Origin of the sequence: Synechococcus sp. CS-197 (assembly GCF_025128215.1) — a bacterium.
Taxonomy (GTDB): Bacteria; Cyanobacteriota; Cyanobacteriia; order PCC-6307; family Cyanobiaceae; genus Synechococcus_C.
In genome coordinates this window covers 1-16,496 of the sequence record NZ_JAHLZC010000016.1, presented here as the reverse complement: position 1 = coordinate 16,496, position 16,496 = coordinate 1, and the positions used below count along the sequence as shown (strand labels likewise).

Below are 16,496 nucleotides of genomic sequence, written 5' to 3'. Positions count from 1 at the left end.
TCTCATCCTGCCCCGTGTCTGATCTCGATCTCAGCCAGTCGGATTCCAGTGAAGTGCTGGATCTTCCGGCCCCGAACGACGGCGAGGAAGGAACGCTCGAAGTCCCTGAAGTGCGAACGGGGATTGCCCGCTGGTACGCGGTGCAGGTGGCTTCAAGCTGCGAGAAGAAGGTGAAGGCCACCCTGGAACAACGGGCGGTCACCCTGGGCGTGAGCAACAGGATTCTTGAAATCGAGATTCCGGAAACGCCCGCTGTGAAGATCAAGAAAGACGGCAGCCGCCAGTCCACGGAGGAGAAGGTCTTCCCTGGCTATGTGCTCGTGCGCATGGTGCTCGACGAAGACACGATGATGGCTGTGCGCAGCACCCCGAACGTCATCAACTTCGTGGGAGCAGAGGATCGCCGCGCGACAGGTAAAGCCCGCGGTCACATCAAGCCGCGCCCGCTGAGCCGTTCCGAGGTGGATCGCATCTTCAAGCGGGCTGCTGAGAAGAAGACTGTCGTCAAGGTTGATCTCACCGAAGGGGATCAGATCCTGGTGACGGCTGGGCCGTTCAAGGATTTCCAGGGCGAAGTGATTGAAGTGTCGGGTGAGCGCAGCAAGCTCAAGGCCCTTCTTTCAATCTTCGGCCGGGAAACGCCTGTGGAGCTCGAGTTCTCCCAGGTGAGCAAGCAAAACTGAGCTGTTGTGGCGGCCGTCTCCCTGCGGAGGGCGGCCTCAGGAGTGGTTTCCGCTCCGCCGCACCTGCCTCAAGGGGCAGGTGATCCGCAGATGTACAACTCCGTCCGCCGATGGCCAAGAAAGTCACAGCCGTTATCAAGCTGGCCCTTCAGGCCGGCAAAGCCAACCCCGCACCGCCCGTGGGCCCTGCTCTCGGTCAGCACGGGGTCAACATCATGGCGTTCTGCAAGGAGTACAACGCCCGTACCCAGGACAAGGCCGGTTTTGTGATCCCGGTGGAGATCTCGGTCTTTGAAGACCGCAGCTTCACCTTCATCACCAAGACGCCTCCGGCGTCTGTGCTGATCACCAAAGCCGCCGGAATCGAGAAGGGCTCCGGCGAGTCCGCCAAGGGAAGTGTTGGCTCCATCAAGCGTTCCCAGCTTGAGGAGATTGCCAAGACCAAGCTGCCCGATCTCAATTGCACCAGCATTGAATCGGCCATGCGCATCATCGAAGGCACCGCTCGCAACATGGGCGTCGCCATCACCGACTGACGCGTCAGGCGCCAGTTCTCACTGCTTCAACTGTCCTTTTACGGGGGAGACCCAGCGGTCGCCTGCACCCCATTCCTGCCATGCCCAAAACATCCAAACGCCTGGCCAGCCTCGTCAACAAAATCGAGGAACGGGCCTACGAACCCCTTGAAGCCATCAAGCTCGTCAAGGAGAACGCCACTGCCAAGTTCGACGAAACCGTGGAAGCCCACGCCCGTCTTGGCATTGACCCCAAATACACCGACCAGCAGCTGCGCACCACGGTGGCCCTGCCCCATGGCACCGGTCAGACGGTGCGGATTGCGGTCATCACCCGCGGCGAAAAGGTTGCTGAGGCCAAAGCAGCCGGCGCTGAACTCGCTGGTGATGAGGATCTGGTGGAAACCATCAGCAAGGGAGAAATGGATTTCGACCTGCTGATCGCCACCCCCGACATGATGCCCAAGGTCGCCAAGTTGGGTCGGGTGCTTGGTCCTCGCGGTTTGATGCCGAACCCCAAGGCGGGAACGGTGACGACGGATCTGGCGGCAGCCATCAATGAATTCAAGGCCGGCAAACTGGAATTCCGTGCTGACCGCACGGGAATCGTGCACGTGCGTTTCGGCAAGGCCAGCTTCTCGGAAGGCAACCTGCTGGACAACCTCAAGACGCTCCAGGAGACCATCGACCGCAACAAGCCCAGCGGCGCGAAGGGGCGCTACTGGAAAAGCCTGTACGTGACCTCCACCATGGGACCCTCCGTGGAAGTTGACATCGCTGCGCTGCAGGACATCAACAAAGACGGCTGATGACGCTGTGATGTAGGTTGAGTGGCTGGCGAAAGCCAGTCCACGGGCACGCGCCCGGCCTGAGACAGCAGGTTGCATCAGCCAGTTCCTTCGAACCGGCCCGATTGCATAAGCCCTGCCGAGGCAAACGCGACGATTTTGCTCCCTCCAGGGATTGGATCGACACGCGGCCTCGTCTTCTCGTTTGAGAAGCACTGATCGGCCGCGTGTCCAGCTTGTTCCCCCGACCGATCCAATTCCTATGGGCCGCACTCTGGAGAGCAAGCAACAGATCGTCGAAGAGCTCAAGCAGCTCCTCGGTGAGGCCGAAATGGCACTGGTCCTGGATTATCAGGGTCTCTCCATCAAGGAAATGTCTGATCTGCGGACCCGTCTGCAGGCAGCCAACGGTGTGTGCAAGGTGACCAAAAACACCTTGATGCGCCGTGCCATTGATGGTGACAGTGCTTGGTCAAACCTTGATTCCCTTCTCACCGGCACCAACGCTTTCGTCCTTGTCAAAGGGGATGTGGGCGGTGCAGTGAAAGCCGTTCAGGCTTTCCAGAAGGACACCAAAAAGTCTGAAACCAAGGGCGGCCTTTTCGAAGGCAAGCTTCTGTCTCAGGACGAGATCAAGGCCATTGGTGATCTTCCTTCCAAGGAAGCACTCATGGCACAGATCGCCGGTGCCATCAATGCCGTTGCCACCAAGGTGGCTGTCGGCATCAACGAGGTTCCCTCCGGCCTTGCTCGGGCGCTCAAGCAGCACGCCGAATCCGGCGAAGGCTGATCGTCTTCGACTCGACTGTTTCTCTGATCTGTTGCTGATTCCCAACCATGTCTGCAAAAACCGACGAAATTCTCGAATCACTGAAAACTCTCTCGCTGCTTGAGGCTTCCGAGCTCGTCAAGCAGATCGAGGAAGCTTTCGGTGTGTCCGCTGCCGCATCTGCTGGTGTGGTGATGGCTGCTCCTGGCGCTGCTGGCGCTGGTGGTGGCGAGGCTGCTGAAGAGAAGACCGAATTTGATGTTGTGCTGGAGAGCTTTGACGCTTCGGCCAAGATCAAGGTCCTCAAGGCTGTGCGTGAGGCCACCGGCCTGGGTCTTGGTGATGCCAAGGCCATGGTCGAGGCTGCACCCAAGGCCATCAAGGAAGGCGTGTCCAAGGACGAAGCCGAAGCCCTCAAGAAGGCCATCGAAGAAGTGGGCGGCAAGGTCACCCTCAAGTGATCGTGTTGGGTCGGTGTCCTGCGGGATCGCGACCCTTCCCCCCATTTCAATTCCACCAACCGACCCCAGGGTCGGTTTTTTTGTGAGCAAAAAAAAGAGCTCTGCCGAAGGCAGAGCTCAGAAGTGAAGCGCGTTGCAGGAGTCTGTCCTTGTTTCGACCCTGAAGAGGCGCTTAGCACTCCTCACACGAATGCAACTTAAGAAGTGATCCTGGGTCTGTCCCGCCTGCGCAGGGCGCTCCTTCAACTGTCCTCGCCTCAGGGGCGGAAAGGAATCACCTGCAATCGGATCGGTCCGCGTGTTCCCTGCCCCCTGCGTCCTGCCTGCGGCAATCCTGGAGCACTGGGCAGACTTGCTGAGAAGCTGCGGGTTTGAGCGGTGCTGCCCCGACTCGACGCCATGAGTGTGGGCATCGGCTTGGAATTGGCGAAATACACGTGGCTCAGCGTTCGCCCCTTGTAAGCCCGACGCTCCAGCGCCCACCCCGGCTCCAGGGTCAGTTTCACAAAAGCATCCTTGTCGCGCCGCACCTGGGTGGCTCGGGCCACAACCGTGCTGTCTCCTCTCACCGGATCCATGGCCTGCAGCAGCAGTCCATCGCGGTTCTGTTCCAGCTTCAGGCGAAAGCGTTTGTCGGAATCCGTGCCTCCTGTCCGCAGGGAATAGCCGTTGCTGTCGAGATAGCGGCTGCAGATCCCGCTGAAGTCGAAGTCATTCAAGGATGGCTTCATCAAGCCGTCCCTGCGCTCTTCCCAACAAAGGGGACGGGCCTTGATCTGCTCCAGCACCAGCAGTTTCCAGCGGCTGTTCCCCACCGCCTGAGCCAGGATCGCAAAGCGTTCCTGTTGCAGCGGCCGGCTGTCGAACAAAGCCCGGCTCAAGCCAGGAACTGCCGCACCCAAACCGGCAAGCCCCAGGGCCGTGGCGGCCATGGCAGTCCTGCGCAAGTAGGTTCGGCCCATCGCCCAGTCCTCCTGGGTGTTCAAGAACCGTGTTGTACCGAACACAGGGTGGGCTGACAAATGGCGGAGAGCGATCGCAGAGGACGGGTTGTGGCGGCGGCCACCGATGGTGCCTGCAGCGGTAATCCAGGCCCGGGGGGCTGGGGTGCGTTGATCCGTTTTGAAGACGGCAGTGTGGAGGAGTTCGGTGGATCCGACCCGGCCACAACCAACAACCGCATGGAGCTTCAGGCGGCCCTCTCCCTGCTGGAGCGTTTGGCCGAACTGCCCCGTCATCCCGATCTCACCCTGCGAACCGACAGCAAATACCTGATCGATGGGCTTGGCTCCTGGATGGCCGGATGGAAACGCAAAGGCTGGAAAACGGCTGCCGGTAAGCCCGTGCTCAATCAGGATCTCTGGCAGGCTCTCGATGCGGCACGCCTGCCCGATGTGCCGCTCACCTATGTGAAAGGCCACAGCGGTGATCCCGACAACGACCGGGTGGATGCCATTGCTGTGGCCTATTCCAAGGGGGGCACACCACCCCTGCGTGCTGTGCCAACGCAACCCGCGGATCCAGCCCCGGAGCCGCTGCGCACGTTGCTCACGCGCTTGGAGTTGGCGGATCGCTTGGCCAGCGGTGGTTTCACGCTCACCGCCGTCGAGCTTGCTCAGTTGGTGGAACAACCCCTCACCAACGTGCTCGAGCGCCAGCAGCCATGGCGGTGGCGTGACTGGATGGTGGAACCGATCGAGGCTGATCGCTGGCGTCTGCGGCGTGCCGAGGCAGGATCGAGATAGAAGCAGGAAACCAGATGGCCCAGTCGTCATCATCCGGGGTGTTGTCCACCGCAGGTTTCTATCGCCGCTGGCTGGGCCCCGTACTGGCCAACGATGAAGGCGTCGATGCCGAACAGCTCAGTCGTGCAGCTCTGCAGGCTCTCGCTCAGCTCAGCCTCAGGCGTCGATGGCCCGGAGTCTCCGGGGTCCTTGAGGGGATCAGTGCTGAGTTGCAACGACGGGATGTGCGCCTCGAACAGGTGCTCTTCGGCTGCCGTTTCAGCAATCCCGTCGGCCTGGCTGCTGGCTTCGACAAGAACGGTGTCGCCGCCGGCGTTTGGGATCGCTTCGGGTTTGGCTTTTCGGAGGTGGGAACCGTCACCTGGCATGGGCAACCAGGCAATCCGCGGCCGCGGCTGTTCCGGCTGGCCCAGGAGCGGGCCGCCTTGAATCGCATGGGATTCAACAACGGTGGTGCCGAGATGTTGCGCCGCACCCTGTTGCGGCAGGCGTTGCCGGCCCGTGGTCAGCGCCCGGCGGTGCTGGGGATCAACTTCGGGAAGTCCAAAATCACCCCCCTCGACCAGGCGGCCGATGACTATGCCTCCTCGCTCGAACTGCTGGCGCCCCAGGCGGATTACGCCGTGATCAATGTCAGCTCTCCGAACACCCCGGGCCTGAGGGATCTGCAGGACGCGTCGCAACTGCGGCGCCTAGTGGAGCGTCTGCGCCGTCTGCCCGGCTGCCCGCCCCTGCTCGTGAAGATCGCCCCCGATCTGGAGGATGACGCCATCGATGGGTTGGCCCGCCTTGCCTATGAGGAGGGTCTTGCGGGGGTGATCGCCGTGAACACGAGCCTGGACCGTCTGGGCCTGGAGCAGCGTGTGATTGCCCAGACCGGGCGCACCCTGGCGGAAGAGGCGGGTGGCCTCAGTGGTGATCCCCTGCGCCGCCGGGCCCTGGAAGTGTTGCGGCGCCTGCGCGCCACCGCCGGACCTGCGCTTCCCCTTGTGGGTGTGGGCGGAATCAGCACACCGGAAGCGGCCTGGGAGCGGATCACGGCTGGTGCGTCCCTGATTCAGCTGTATACGGGTTGGATTTATGAAGGCCCCGATCTGGTGCCCCGGGTGTTGGAGGGACTGCAGCTGCAGCTCGATCGCCATGGATTCCGCCATATCAGTGAGGCGGTGGGGAGCGGCGCCCCTTGGCGCTAGCCGATACCCTTCCGGCAGACCGTTGATGACGCCAGTGGGGGGGATGTGGTGCTGGCCGGACTGAACGAGCGCTTCCCCGCGGTTGAGGGCTGGATCCGTCAGGCCCAGGCACTGCTGGATCCCGTGCCGGTTGTGCTGGCTCCTTCCGACGACGCCCTCACACTCAGCTGGAGCCTGCAAGGAGAGCCGCAGCTCATCAGCGTTCCGCTTCCCCAGGATCTCGTCCGCGCCGGCGTTCCCTTGCAGCGCGATGTGCTGGGCGACACCCTGGCGGATCTGTTGCTGGATCAGGGGTTGGTGGCAGCCCAGGTTGCGGTGGACGTGCTGTTGCCCCTGCCGTGCTGCCAGTGGCGGCGGCTTCAGGGAGCGGCGGCGGCCACGCTCGGCAACGGTGATGACCTGCGGGCGCTTGCTCCAGACCTGGGCTGGTCTCTCTCGCTGCAGGAGAGCTACCTCGACCTGGTGCCGGACGCCAGCACGGAGACGGTGATGGTGGTGGGCGCCGAGCGCATGGTGCTGCAGGCCTGGCTGGACACCCTGGCCGCGGCCGACTTCAGCGTGCGCCGGGCTGAGTGGCTGCTTTGTGCTGCCTGGAGAGGACTGGTCTGCTTGCACGAGCAGGACCTGCAGCAGCCTCTGATCTGGTTGGTGGAGCAGGGGGGGCGCTGGCGTCTCCTGCTGCTGGAGCATGGATGGCCTGAGTTGGACGTTGCCCTGGACGCCAGGGATCTGGCGGCCTTGCGCGTGGAAGTGCTGGGGTTGGTCGGGGCCTGGATGGAGCACAACAGCGAACCAGGATCCGCGGCTCTGCCCCTGCCGGGCTGGTACGTGACGGCTGATGCTGCGTGGCGAGGCCGCTGGGGGGAGAGCCATGACGCGCTCAAGCTGGGGCCATTGCTTGGGGATGCCGAAATGTCCCTGGTGGAGCTGGCATTGATGGCGCCCGCGGAGGTACCGGGATGAGCCGACAGCAGCAGCGATTGCCGGATCTGTTGCGCGAACGGCGCTTGGAGCTTGGTCTCCCCCAGCAGGCGCCACCGCTGATGCCCAAGGAGCCCTTGCTGTTGCGGGGGGCGTTGCTGGGTGGGGCGGCTGTGGGTGTTGCCTTGGCCTTTGTGGTTGGCCTGGGCTGGATTGAGGCTGCTCAGCGCCGAGAGCTGGAGACGTTGTTGCCGTTTGAACGTCAGGTCCGTTCGCTTGAAGGACAGATCAAGGCGAACAGAGGCAAGCTGTCTTCCATCAAGAAGGACACACTTCAGATCGCCGAGCAACTCGTGGCCGTCCCCGCAGGATCGCCCTTGCTGGAGCAGTTGCGGCGCGTCACTCCCGCCGGCATCCAGCTCGAGGACGTGTCGGTTCAAAACGACCGGATCAAGGTGTCTGGCAAAGCTGCCATGGGAACCACGCCGGGGCCTCTCGAGCGCATCAATGCTCTGGCGATCACCTTGGCGCGCCTACCCATCTCCAAGGCCGACGGTGTGAAGGTGCTCAAGCTCACCCGCGAGGACGGTGACAGCCCGGTGGTGAACTTCAGTCTCGACTGGGAGCTTGATCCCAAAGCGGGACCGTCGATCCAGCAGTTGAAGGCTTTGGGGGCTGAGGGGCTGGCCGAGCGCTATCGGTTGCTCGAGCAGCAGGGGGTGCCGCTGTGACCAACCTCAGTCCGGATCAATCGGTCTGGCGCCGCCGGTTCAGCCGGGGGCGGATCCTGGTGGGTGCGCCTGCGGCCATTGGGGTGGTGCTGGCAGGGGCGCTGTTGGCTGGGCTGGCTTGGCCGCGGCTGGGGGTGATCGAAGAACAACGCCAGCGCATGGACGACTTGAAGGCCAAAGAGGCATCCCTGCCCCAGTTGAAACTGCAGCGCACCAAAACCCAGGTGGAGTTGCAGAAAGCGCAGCAGCAGCAGAACCTGCTCATTGAACTGGTGGCTGGCCAGGGGGAGATCGCTACGTTTCTGGCTCAGCTCAGCCGCGAGTCGGCTGCCACCGGAGTGGAGATCACGCTGTATGAGCCTGTGCCTGCGGCTCCTGCGGATGCCTCATCGCAGGCACCGAACCAGGCATCCAAATCCAGAAACACCCAGGGGAAAGGCAACAAGCAGACAGCACCAAAGGACCCCTTGGCCAAGCTCGGCTACCAGAAAACGGCGGTTCTGCTCCAGGCGGAGGGCCCCTATCCCGGCTTGCTCGCTTTTCTCAGGCGGATGGAGGCGTTGGAATTGCTGGTTCAGCCCAGCGATCTGGAACTGGTGGCTATTGACGCTGCTTCCCAGGCGTCTGACGAAGACGATCAACAACCCGCCGGGCCACCACGCACCCAGCTGAAGCTGCGGCTCACGTTCTACGACAAAACCGCAGAACCGCTTGAGCCGAAGCCGCAATCAGCGCCTTCCTGAACCCCTGGTGAGTTCTTGTGATTGAGGGCTGGTTGGGATGAGATGCGATCGATACCATCCGCCCATGGTTTGCGGCCGTTCGGCCCGGGTATGCGCTTTTCTCCTTCCCGGTTCACGGCCCTTGTGTTGATAGCTGGCCTCTCGGCTGCCGACGTGGGGGCACTCGACGGGCTGATGAATAACGTCTCCCGTCAGGTGCAGGCGCAAGGTGCCCTGGCGTTGCGCATTCGCCGTGGCCCGAGCGGTGTGGAGGTGGTGGTGGAAGGTGTGGGGGCCCAGCCGGTGCTGCAGCAGCGCATCAATGGTGGGGTCTGGGAAGGGCGTTTGCAAACCCAGGGGCAGCCGGGGGTGCGCAATGGCAGTCAGCAACTGTCGGATCCCGGAGCGAGCCTGGCCAAGGTGGCGATCAGTGGATCGGGGCAGACCTACCAATTGGAAGTGGTGCCGGTGCCGGGGCAGACCCTGCAGGAACCGGTGGTGAGCGCGGATGGCAGAAATCTGATCCTTCAGTTCAACGGATTGGCCACAGCTCCCACCCTGCAGACGGGCCGCCTGGATCTGAACACCCCGGGCAGTGTGCCCCAGGCGCGTTACGCCCCACCTCTGCGTCCCCGCGCCGTCGCCCCACCGCTGGGCGACATGGCCGTGGGCACGATGGTGCTGCAGAACCGCAGCTTCGTGAATGTGAGCGGTCCGCCGGTGACGCTCACCTTGAACAACGCCCCTGCGAAGGATGCCTTGATGGCTCTGGCGCGCTTGGGCGGGTATGGGTTTGTGTTTGTTGGCGAAGATTCGGCAGCCAGTGGTTCAGCGGAGCCGTCCTCGGTGGCCACGGTGTCGATGGCATTCCAAAACGAAAGCTATGCCCGTGCCCTGAATGGGGTGCTGCTGGCTTCAGGCCTGCAAGGCAAGTTGGATGGCCGCACCTTGCTTGTGGGCAAGGGCGCTGCAACCAAAACCTTCGGGCCGCAGATGTCCAAGGTGATTCGCTTGAATCAAGTGAGTGCACGCTCAGCGGCTGAGTACCTGGGAAACCTTGGTGCCACATTCAATCTGACGAATACGATTACAACCACAACTGGAGAGCCTGCATCCGCAGGGACATCGCAACTCAGCAACCAGACATCACAGATTAATTCGACAATATTGGAAAGTGAAAGTTTTGGGGCCTCCACTGGTCCTCTGAGAGGACTTGTTGTGACAACAGATTCACGACTTTCAACGGTGACTTTGGTTGGTGATTCTCAGCTCGTTGCCATTGCTGAAGGCTATTTGAAGCAGATCGATTTGCGTCAGAGACAGGTGGCTCTAAATGTCAAGATACTGGATATTGCATTGTCCAACGATTCCCAAATCAACAATAGCTTTGCTTTTCGCTCTGGTAATGCGTTCATTGTCAGCGAAAACGGCCAGTTGCTGGCCAATTTCGGAGCCTACAAGCCGCCTGGTAGTGAGCAGGGCGGGTTGCCGGGTCGATACAACGCTGACCAAGGAACAACTCCTATTCCGGGAACGGGCGCTTTGGACGGTGGCGAAGGATTTGTTGATAGTCCAACATCGCCATTTCCCCTTCCTGGCTCAGTGACACGTATTGGGCCTGATGGTGTAACAGAGCGAGGGCCTTTTAGGCCGGATTTTGGAACATTTGATAATCCTTTGCAGCCTGGAATTGACGAAATTGATGAGGATGGCCGAGTCACCTATAGGTCGCCCACGCGTTTTCAGTATCCGGTCAATCAATTCTTTGACTTTCTGGCGGCCCAGATTCAGTCGTCTTCAACCAAAATTCTGGCGAGTCCTACGTTGATTATTCAGGAGGGATCTGAGTCCACGCAAGGCTCCGATGCGTCGAAGATTTCTGCTGATGGCAAGGTTGGCCGCGAGCGCACTAACGAAGCCTTGGTTTCTGTTGGAACGAAGCTTGTGACCTCTTTTGAGGTGAAGCAGGATGAGAATGGCAATAATTTTTGTCAACCAGTTTTTAGCAATGCAGGTTTAACTTTTGGGGCCAGGGTTGAGAAAATTGATGACAATGGATTCGTTACTTTTTCTCTGTCTCCCGAGATTTCTGCGGCAGTTGGTGTTCCTGAAACGATTGGCAATTGTGGAAACATCAACATTATCAACAGTCGAACACTCGACACGGGAAAGATTCGGGTTCGGGATGGGCAGACACTCATTCTCACGGGCGTGATTTCTGATACTGATGTTCAGGCTGTCACGAAATGGCCGATTCTTGGGGATATCCCATTCATTGGCCAGTTCTTCAGGAGTTCCAGTGGCGATCGCACAAAAAATGAACTTGTCATTCTTGTGACGCCACGCATTATCGATGACACTCAGGGAGGAAGTTATGGCTATGGCTACCGTCCCAGCCTCCCGGCCGCGCGGCAGATCATGAGCGGCTCTTAAGCGGCGTTCTTAGAACCCCAGCCCCAGTGGAACCAGGGCTTTGGCTGCAATCGGCGCCAGCATGCGCAGCCCTGCCATGGCGCCTTGAAGGAACTGGCTGCCCATCCCTTTCCCTTCATTTGCCGAGTCACTCTCGAAGCGCCGCTTGGTCACGGAGTCGGCAGCAGCCGTTAGCTGGTTCGCCCACTCCTGGGATCCTCTCGCTTGATACAGCGATGCCGCATAACGGAAATCGGCGGCGGCCAGGTCGTCTTTGGCCTGTTCGCTGCGGCTGATGCCGCGGGCCACCCAGCTGAGGGGTTCATTGGGAGCGCTGCGGATCGCATCGCTGAACAACTGCTCGGCTTCAGGCCAACGTCCTGCTTGAAAGGCTGCAACGCCGGCGTTGTGCAGTGCCGCGTGGCTGCGCGACCCTGTAACGATCCCCTGCGCTCCCTGCCAGTGCGCTTCTTCCAGGGCTTGGGGGCTGAGGCGGGCACCACTGAGATCCGCGTCTCGCAGGTCGGTGCCGTACAGCTTGCTGCCGGTGAGGTCGGCGCCGCGCAGGGAGGCACCGCGCAGGCTGGTGAAACTCAGGTCTGCATGGCTGAGGTCGGCCCCATCGAGCTGGGCCTGGCCCAGGTTGGCGCGCATCAATTGGGCGTCGCGCAGGTTGGCGTCGCGCAAATCGGCGTGCACGAGATCGGCATCGGCGAGGCGGCAGCCCTCACAACTGCGCTCATGCAGCACTTTGATCAGGGACTCATTGGCGTGTGCTCCTGTATTCACCAACAGCGCGGTGCCCAGCATCAGGGCCCATGGTGCCCAGCGAAGTTGGCAGGAGGATCGAGTCATCACGCGGGCTCAGCGAGCAACCGGGTTGTATCGGTGTCTGCACCCGTCGTCGAGTCTCGCTGGGCAGGATGGAGTGGTGTCGCCGGCAGTCGCTTTGGGCCACAGACCACCTCCCCATGGCGGCAACCTGATCCAGGAGGCGCAGCGGTTTGGCCTGAATCCAGGGCGGGTTCTAGATGCCAGCGCCTCACTGGTGCCGTTTTCTCCACCCCGCCGCTTGCAGCAGGCCCTTGCTGAGGCCATGCGCAGCAGTGCCCTGCGTGACTATCCCGATCGCCGCCAAGCCGCGCTTCGTGAAGCGATCGCTGCCTGGCATGGCGTTCCGCCCGAGCAGGTGTTGCCCGGCAACGGTGCTGCCGAGCTCTTCACATGGGTGGCCCGTGATGCGGCCGCGCTCGGGGTCAGTGCTCTGCCCCAGCCGGGATTCGCTGATTACGCCCGGGCCCTGCGCTGCTGGGACGCCGCCAGTGAATCTGTGCCGCTATCGCTCGCCTGGCCTGATCAGAGCGATCCCCATCCCTGGCCGCTCGCACCGGACTCGCTGGCGAATGCATCCGTTGTTTGGATCACCAATCCCCACAACCCCACCGGCCAGCTCTGGAGCCGCGCGTCCCTGGAGCCGCTTTTGGCGCGTCATCGCCTGGTGATCTGCGATGAAGCCTTTCTGCCATTGGTGCCGAATGGTGAGCAGCAGTCGTTGATTCCCCTCGTCGCCGATCACCCCAACCTGGTGGTGATCCGCAGCCTCACCAAGCTGTTCGCGGTGGCGGGGTTGCGACTGGGTTACGCCATCGCTGCGCCTGAGCGGCTTCAGCAGTGGAGTCAGTGGCGCGATCCCTGGCCGGTGAATGGTTTGGCGCTCGCCGCTGGCACCGCTGTGCTGGCCGACCAACAAGGCTTCGAGCGCTGGCAGCAACGCGTGCAGCATTGGGTGCGCCACGAGGGGGCCTGGTTGCAGCACCAGGTGGGGCAGCTCCCTGGGCTCCACCCACGCCCTTCAAGCGCCAACTATCTGCTCGTGGAGGGGCAAGCGTCGTTGCTGGTGTTGCGCGAACAGGTGGCCCAGCGCGGGGTGTTGCTGCGCGATTGCCGTTCTTTCGAGGGCCTGGGGGAGCGTTGGCTGCGGATTGGTCTTCAGGATCGCCGCGGCAATCGCCGCATCCTGCAGGCGCTGCGCAGGGCCCTTCGCCATCAGCCCCTGGGGTGAGTCACCGCACCAGCCCCTGCAGCAACGCGGCCAACTGCTGATCCGCATCTGCTTCGGCAAGGGTGCCCATCGCTTGCGCCATCGACACCAGCGGGTCAGCGGCTGAATCACAACTCCGCAGCCTCGGGCCAAGCAAGCGCCAGAGGGTCTGGCGCAGAGTCGGTTCGCTGGGCCCGTGTTGATGCACGATCACTGCAGCACCGAGCGCTGCGGCGCAGGCGGCATTCGCATCCTGATGGCGATCGGCGGCCTGGGGAAACGGCACCAGCACGGTGGGGGTGCCGCTCACGGCGAGTTCACTCAGGCTGCCTGCGCCGGCGCGGCTGATGGCCAGATCGGCATGCTGCAACAGCGCTGGAATGGCATCGCTGAAGGGGCGTTCGGCGAAGCCGGGATGCTTGATGCTGTTCACATCGGGATCGTTGCTGCCGGTGAGATGCACCACCCGGCAGCCTTCGCTCAGCAGCATGGGCAGCAGGGGGCGCACCATGCGGTTCAGTCCAAGAGCACCTTGGCTGCCGCCCATCACCACCAGGAGTGGGCCGGGCCCTTGCGGCACCCAGTCAGGCAGGGTCTGGGTCTGGAGAAAGCTGTTGCGCACCGGCGTCCCCGTCACGATCGCCTTGCAGCCGGGGATGCGCCTGGCGGCGGCTGGTAAACCGATCGCCACCTGGGTGCAGGCGCGTCCCAGCAGCCGGGTCACCCGGCCAGGGATGGCATTGGATTCATGCAGCACCACCGGAACGCCGCTCCAGCGGGCCCCAAGGATGGCCGGGGCGGCGATGTAGCCCCCCGTTGTGAACACCACATCGATGCCGTTGCGTCGAATCAGCCGGCGAACGTCGCGACTGGCCGCCAGCAGGCGGAGCAGTTGCACAACCTTCTTGAGGCCTCGCCCCTGCAGTCCACCGGCGTTCACCGTGGTGAGTGGGTAGCGCTCAGGAACCAATGTGGTTTCAAGTCGGTCCGGCACGCCCAGCCAGTGCGCGCTCCACCCGGCCGGAAGTGCATCCGCAACCGACAACGCCGGAAAGAGATGTCCGCCGGTGCCGCTGGCGGCGATCAGGAGCCGGGGCATGGAGGGCGGATCTTAAAAACGGGGCTTAACTTAAATCGATTCAAGAGGCAGTTTCATGGTCCCGTTCCTGCGTGTCGCAATGGCGTCATGGATGTGCGGGACGGCGCTGTTCAGCGCACTGCCGCTGCGAGCGCAACCGGGCGCTGATCTCAGCAGCCGTCTGCAGCAGGCGCTCAATGCCGACGACAGCAGCAAGCAACTGGAAGCGTTGATGGTTCCAGAGCAAACAAGCGCCTTCGCTGATCGTTTCCGCCGCTTCACCGAACGCTTCCCGGAAACCCGTTGGGCCGTCAGAGCCGGTCAGCCCCTCAACGATGGCCGCCAGACCGTGGAATTCGCCGTGAGCGGCACGCGCCAGCAGGACGGGCTCAGTTATTCCTTTCAGGCCCAACAGACGGTTGCCCTGTCTGTGGAGAACGGGCTGATCGCTGATCAGGAGATCCTCAGCGATCAATCCGTGCTCACCAGTGCCAGCAAGCCCCTGCCGATCTCATTGCTGATCCCAGACACCGTGCTCACCGGCAGCCGCTACGACGTGGATGTGGTGGTGGATCAACCCCTCGGCAAGGCGTTGCTGGCCGGAGGGTTGATCTCCGTGACGCCGCAGCAAGTGCTGCAGCAGAAAAGCCCCGACATCCAGTTGGAACCTCTCGGTGGCGGTGGACTCTTCAAATCTGTTCAGGCTCCCTTTCAACCGGGATCGCAGGTCTGGGCTGCTCTGCTGGTGCATCCCGATGGCATCGTCACGGTGAGCAAGCGGGTGCAGGTGGTTGACGAGAGCAGCAAGCTCAAGCCCTGACCTCACACCCTGGGCAGATGTCTGCGCAGGGCGGACACATCGGCGTCACCCAGGCCTGCGTTCATCAGCGTCTGTTCCTGAGCCTGCACAGCCTGGGTGATCGGTAGGTCCAGGCCGGCCTCGGCTGCGGCTTGGAGAGCGATGCCGAGATCTTTGTGATGGAGCGCCAGCTTGAAGCCGAGGGGATAGTGATCGCTGAGCATGGCGCTGGAGCGGTGCTCCAAGGCCCAGGATCCGGCGGCGCCGTGCCGGAGAGCATTCACCACCTGCTGCATTGGCAGCTGCAGGTGCTGCCCGAGGGCGATGGCTTCGGCCACAGCGGCATAGCTGCCGGCCACCAGCACCTGGTTCACCGCTTTCACCTGTTGGCCGCTGCCAACAGCGCCGAAGTGGTGAATCGAGCCACCGATCGTCTCCAGTACTGGCATGGCGCGATCCAGATCGGCGTCGCTGCCGCCACAGAGCACGGTGAGCGTGCCGGCTTTGGCTCCTTCCGTTCCTCCGGTCACGGGGGCGTCGAGATAGCGCACGCCACGGTGCGCCAGGCGTCGTGCCATGCGCTGGGATGTGGATGGGCTGATGGTGGAGCAGTCGATCACCAGGCTCCCTTCCGCGAGTGCAGGCCCAGCCCCGTTGTCTCCCCAGAGCACAGCCTCCACGGCGGCGTCATCACTGACGCAGAGCACGAGGGCCTGACAGCCCTGAACAGCATCAGCGGGTGATGCGCAGCAAAGGGTCGCTGCGGCTGGGTCGCCTTGATGCAGGCTCGGATCGTTCTCGGCGCTGCGGCTGCGGGTGTGCACCTGCAATGAATAGCCGGCACGGTGCAGGTTGGCGGCTATCGGCAGGCCAAGGGCACCGAGGCCGACGAACGCGAGTCGACTGGGTGCTTTGAGATCAGATCCGGTCATGGTTCACGCCCATCTCAGTCAGATCCTGGCGAACCGGCCAACCCAGATTTCAGCGGTCCATGCCTAACCCTGAACAGATGCGTGTTTCGTCACTTCGAAGCAACCGCAGGCTTCTGTTGCTTCCCTGCTCCCTGCTGGTTGCGTTGAGTCTTCAGGTCGGTCACGTGCAGGCCGAGCTCAGCCAGCACCCGCCGGGTTGGGAACGGCTTCAACCAGCCCAGCAACGGGAGCTTGCCCAGGTGCGACGACGGTGGGAGCTGGACAGCCACAGCCGCCGGGTGTTCATCCTGCAGATGTCGGAGCGCTGCATCCGTTCTGCGTTCACGGCTGAGGCCTATCGCGCCTGTAAACGCAAGGAACGGCAAGCGACATTCGCGCTGCGCCTGGAAGGCCTGAAGCGCATCAACGCCCTGCGCACGCACTACGGCCTGGCTCCCCTGCTGGATCCGCAACTGGACCTCAGGTCGCCCCAGTTCACAGTGCAACCCATCAAAAAAGCCGCCCCGTCAGGGGCGGCCACAGCATGAGCTTGTGCGCGAATCAGGCGGCGTCGTTGAGGGCGGCTACACCGGGCAGCACCTTGCCTTCCAGCAGTTCGAGGCTGGCGCCGCCACCGGTGGAGATGTGGGACATCTTCTCGGCCAGACCGGCCTTCTCCACAGCAGCCACGGAGTCACCGCCGCCGATGATCGTGCAGCAGCCCTTG

19 protein-coding genes are annotated in these 16,496 nt (G+C 62.5%); 14 read left to right on the top strand and 5 right to left on the bottom strand.

Features of this window, described 5'->3' with window-relative positions; translation table 11 throughout:
- The first annotated feature begins 14 nt into the window (after window positions 1-14).
- The 5 genes from nusG to rplL all read left to right on the top strand — a co-directional run bounded on the left by nusG (window position 15) and on the right by rplL (window position 3,216).
- A complete protein-coding gene (gene nusG, locus KQ296_RS06050) occupies window positions 15-683 on the top strand; it encodes a transcription termination/antitermination protein NusG (RefSeq protein ID WP_011934262.1) in 669 nt (222 codons plus the stop codon).
- 110 nt (window positions 684-793) lie between these two features.
- Window positions 794-1,219, top strand: a complete 426-nt coding sequence (rplK, locus tag KQ296_RS06045; protein WP_011934261.1) for a 50S ribosomal protein L11 — start codon at window positions 794-796, stop codon at window positions 1,217-1,219.
- A gap of 80 nt (window positions 1,220-1,299) precedes the next feature.
- Window positions 1,300-2,007 carry a 50S ribosomal protein L1 gene (rplA, locus tag KQ296_RS06040; protein WP_011934260.1) on the top strand — a complete coding sequence of 236 codons (708 nt, stop codon included), beginning with the start codon at window positions 1,300-1,302 and terminating at the stop codon, window positions 2,005-2,007.
- A 241-nt stretch (window positions 2,008-2,248) separates the two neighbouring features.
- The gene (gene rplJ / locus KQ296_RS06035; protein WP_011934259.1) at window positions 2,249-2,776 is read left to right on the top strand and encodes a 50S ribosomal protein L10; all 528 of its coding nucleotides are present in this window, start codon (window positions 2,249-2,251) and stop codon (window positions 2,774-2,776) included.
- Between the two features lie 47 nt (window positions 2,777-2,823).
- Window positions 2,824-3,216 carry a 50S ribosomal protein L7/L12 gene (gene rplL, locus KQ296_RS06030; protein WP_011934258.1) on the top strand — a complete coding sequence of 131 codons (393 nt, stop codon included), beginning with the start codon at window positions 2,824-2,826 and terminating at the stop codon, window positions 3,214-3,216.
- Window positions 3,217-3,473: 257 nt separating this feature from the next.
- On the opposite strand, the gene KQ296_RS06025 is transcribed toward rplL, so the two are convergent.
- On the bottom strand, window positions 3,474-4,178 hold the full coding sequence (locus KQ296_RS06025) for a DUF3747 domain-containing protein (protein WP_041428978.1): 705 nt from the start codon (window positions 4,176-4,178) through the stop codon (window positions 3,474-3,476).
- A gap of 60 nt (window positions 4,179-4,238) precedes the next feature.
- On the opposite strand from KQ296_RS06025, the gene KQ296_RS06020 reads away from it, so the two are divergent.
- The 6 genes from KQ296_RS06020 (at window position 4,239) to KQ296_RS05995 (ending at window position 10,961) form a co-directional block, all read left to right on the top strand.
- Window positions 4,239-4,961, top strand: coding sequence for a ribonuclease H (locus KQ296_RS06020; protein WP_011934256.1), 723 nt, complete (start codon window positions 4,239-4,241; stop codon window positions 4,959-4,961).
- Window positions 4,962-4,975: 14 nt separating this feature from the next.
- Window positions 4,976-6,154, top strand: coding sequence for a quinone-dependent dihydroorotate dehydrogenase (locus KQ296_RS06015; RefSeq protein ID WP_011934255.1), 1,179 nt, complete (start codon window positions 4,976-4,978; stop codon window positions 6,152-6,154).
- Between the two features lie 48 nt (window positions 6,155-6,202).
- Complete coding sequence (locus KQ296_RS06010; protein WP_259726408.1) at window positions 6,203-7,117, top strand: hypothetical protein; 915 nt, start codon at window positions 6,203-6,205, stop codon at window positions 7,115-7,117.
- Complete coding sequence (locus KQ296_RS06005) at window positions 7,114-7,806, top strand: PilN domain-containing protein (RefSeq protein ID WP_011934253.1); 693 nt, start codon at window positions 7,114-7,116, stop codon at window positions 7,804-7,806. Before KQ296_RS06010 ends, KQ296_RS06005 begins: the two co-directional genes overlap by 4 nt.
- The gene (locus KQ296_RS06000; RefSeq protein WP_011934252.1) at window positions 7,803-8,549 is read left to right on the top strand and encodes a hypothetical protein; all 747 of its coding nucleotides are present in this window, start codon (window positions 7,803-7,805) and stop codon (window positions 8,547-8,549) included. Before KQ296_RS06005 ends, KQ296_RS06000 begins: the two co-directional genes overlap by 4 nt.
- Window positions 8,550-8,639: 90 nt before the next feature.
- Window positions 8,640-10,961: a type II secretion system protein GspD gene (locus KQ296_RS05995; RefSeq protein WP_011934251.1), complete on the top strand. Its 2,322-nt coding sequence runs from the start codon at window positions 8,640-8,642 to the stop codon at window positions 10,959-10,961.
- A 9-nt stretch (window positions 10,962-10,970) separates the two neighbouring features.
- On the opposite strand, the gene KQ296_RS05990 is transcribed toward KQ296_RS05995, so the two are convergent.
- The gene (locus KQ296_RS05990; RefSeq protein ID WP_011934250.1) at window positions 10,971-11,795 is read right to left on the bottom strand and encodes a pentapeptide repeat-containing protein; all 825 of its coding nucleotides are present in this window, start codon (window positions 11,793-11,795) and stop codon (window positions 10,971-10,973) included.
- A 73-nt stretch (window positions 11,796-11,868) separates the two neighbouring features.
- Here KQ296_RS05990 and cobD point away from each other — a divergent pair, with 73 nt between their 5' ends.
- Window positions 11,869-13,002, top strand: coding sequence for a threonine-phosphate decarboxylase CobD (gene cobD / locus KQ296_RS05985; RefSeq protein WP_011934249.1), 1,134 nt, complete (start codon window positions 11,869-11,871; stop codon window positions 13,000-13,002).
- A gap of 1 nt (window position 13,003) precedes the next feature.
- On the opposite strand, the gene KQ296_RS05980 is transcribed toward cobD, so the two are convergent.
- The gene (locus KQ296_RS05980; protein ID WP_011934248.1) at window positions 13,004-14,080 is read right to left on the bottom strand and encodes a glycosyltransferase; all 1,077 of its coding nucleotides are present in this window, start codon (window positions 14,078-14,080) and stop codon (window positions 13,004-13,006) included.
- Between the two features lie 55 nt (window positions 14,081-14,135).
- Between KQ296_RS05980 and KQ296_RS05975 the strand changes: the two genes are divergently transcribed.
- A complete protein-coding gene (locus KQ296_RS05975; RefSeq protein ID WP_041428700.1) occupies window positions 14,136-14,879 on the top strand; it encodes a hypothetical protein in 744 nt (247 codons plus the stop codon).
- A gap of 2 nt (window positions 14,880-14,881) precedes the next feature.
- Here the strand turns inward: KQ296_RS05975 and KQ296_RS05970 are convergent, their stop codons facing one another.
- Window positions 14,882-15,790, bottom strand: a complete 909-nt coding sequence (locus KQ296_RS05970; RefSeq protein ID WP_011934246.1) for an NAD(P)-dependent oxidoreductase — start codon at window positions 15,788-15,790, stop codon at window positions 14,882-14,884.
- 77 nt (window positions 15,791-15,867) lie between these two features.
- Here KQ296_RS05970 and KQ296_RS05965 point away from each other — a divergent pair, with 77 nt between their 5' ends.
- Window positions 15,868-16,317 (top strand): hypothetical protein, encoded by a 450-nt coding sequence (locus KQ296_RS05965; RefSeq protein WP_011934245.1) that lies wholly within the window; start codon window positions 15,868-15,870, stop codon window positions 16,315-16,317.
- A 13-nt stretch (window positions 16,318-16,330) separates the two neighbouring features.
- Here the strand turns inward: KQ296_RS05965 and pgk are convergent.
- A partial coding sequence (gene pgk, locus KQ296_RS05960; RefSeq protein ID WP_259726312.1) for a phosphoglycerate kinase occupies window positions 16,331-16,496 on the bottom strand: 166 nt, incomplete at its 5' end.

Bases quoted from the DNA above. Each gene is read 5' to 3' on its own strand.
- rplK (WP_011934261.1), top strand. From the start codon at position 794: ATGGCCAAGAAAGTCACAGCCGTTATCAAGCTGGCCCTTCAGGCCGGC.
- rplA (WP_011934260.1), top strand. From the start codon at position 1,300: ATGCCCAAAACATCCAAACGCCTGGCCAGCCTCGTCAACAAAATCGAG.
- rplJ (WP_011934259.1), top strand. From the start codon at position 2,249: ATGGGCCGCACTCTGGAGAGCAAGCAACAGATCGTCGAAGAGCTCAAG.
- rplL (WP_011934258.1), top strand. From the start codon at position 2,824: ATGTCTGCAAAAACCGACGAAATTCTCGAATCACTGAAAACTCTCTCG.
- KQ296_RS06025 (WP_041428978.1), bottom strand. From the start codon at position 4,178: ATGGGCCGAACCTACTTGCGCAGGACTGCCATGGCCGCCACGGCCCTG.
- KQ296_RS06020 (WP_011934256.1), top strand. From the start codon at position 4,239: ATGGCGGAGAGCGATCGCAGAGGACGGGTTGTGGCGGCGGCCACCGAT.
- KQ296_RS06015 (WP_011934255.1), top strand. From the start codon at position 4,976: ATGGCCCAGTCGTCATCATCCGGGGTGTTGTCCACCGCAGGTTTCTAT.
- KQ296_RS06005 (WP_011934253.1), top strand. From the start codon at position 7,114: ATGAGCCGACAGCAGCAGCGATTGCCGGATCTGTTGCGCGAACGGCGC.
- KQ296_RS05995 (WP_011934251.1), top strand. From the start codon at position 8,640: ATGCGCTTTTCTCCTTCCCGGTTCACGGCCCTTGTGTTGATAGCTGGC.
- KQ296_RS05990 (WP_011934250.1), bottom strand. From the start codon at position 11,795: ATGACTCGATCCTCCTGCCAACTTCGCTGGGCACCATGGGCCCTGATG.
- KQ296_RS05980 (WP_011934248.1), bottom strand. From the start codon at position 14,080: ATGCCCCGGCTCCTGATCGCCGCCAGCGGCACCGGCGGACATCTCTTT.
- KQ296_RS05975 (WP_041428700.1), top strand. From the start codon at position 14,136: ATGGTCCCGTTCCTGCGTGTCGCAATGGCGTCATGGATGTGCGGGACG.
- KQ296_RS05970 (WP_011934246.1), bottom strand. From the start codon at position 15,790: ATGACCGGATCTGATCTCAAAGCACCCAGTCGACTCGCGTTCGTCGGC.
- KQ296_RS05965 (WP_011934245.1), top strand. From the start codon at position 15,868: ATGCGTGTTTCGTCACTTCGAAGCAACCGCAGGCTTCTGTTGCTTCCC.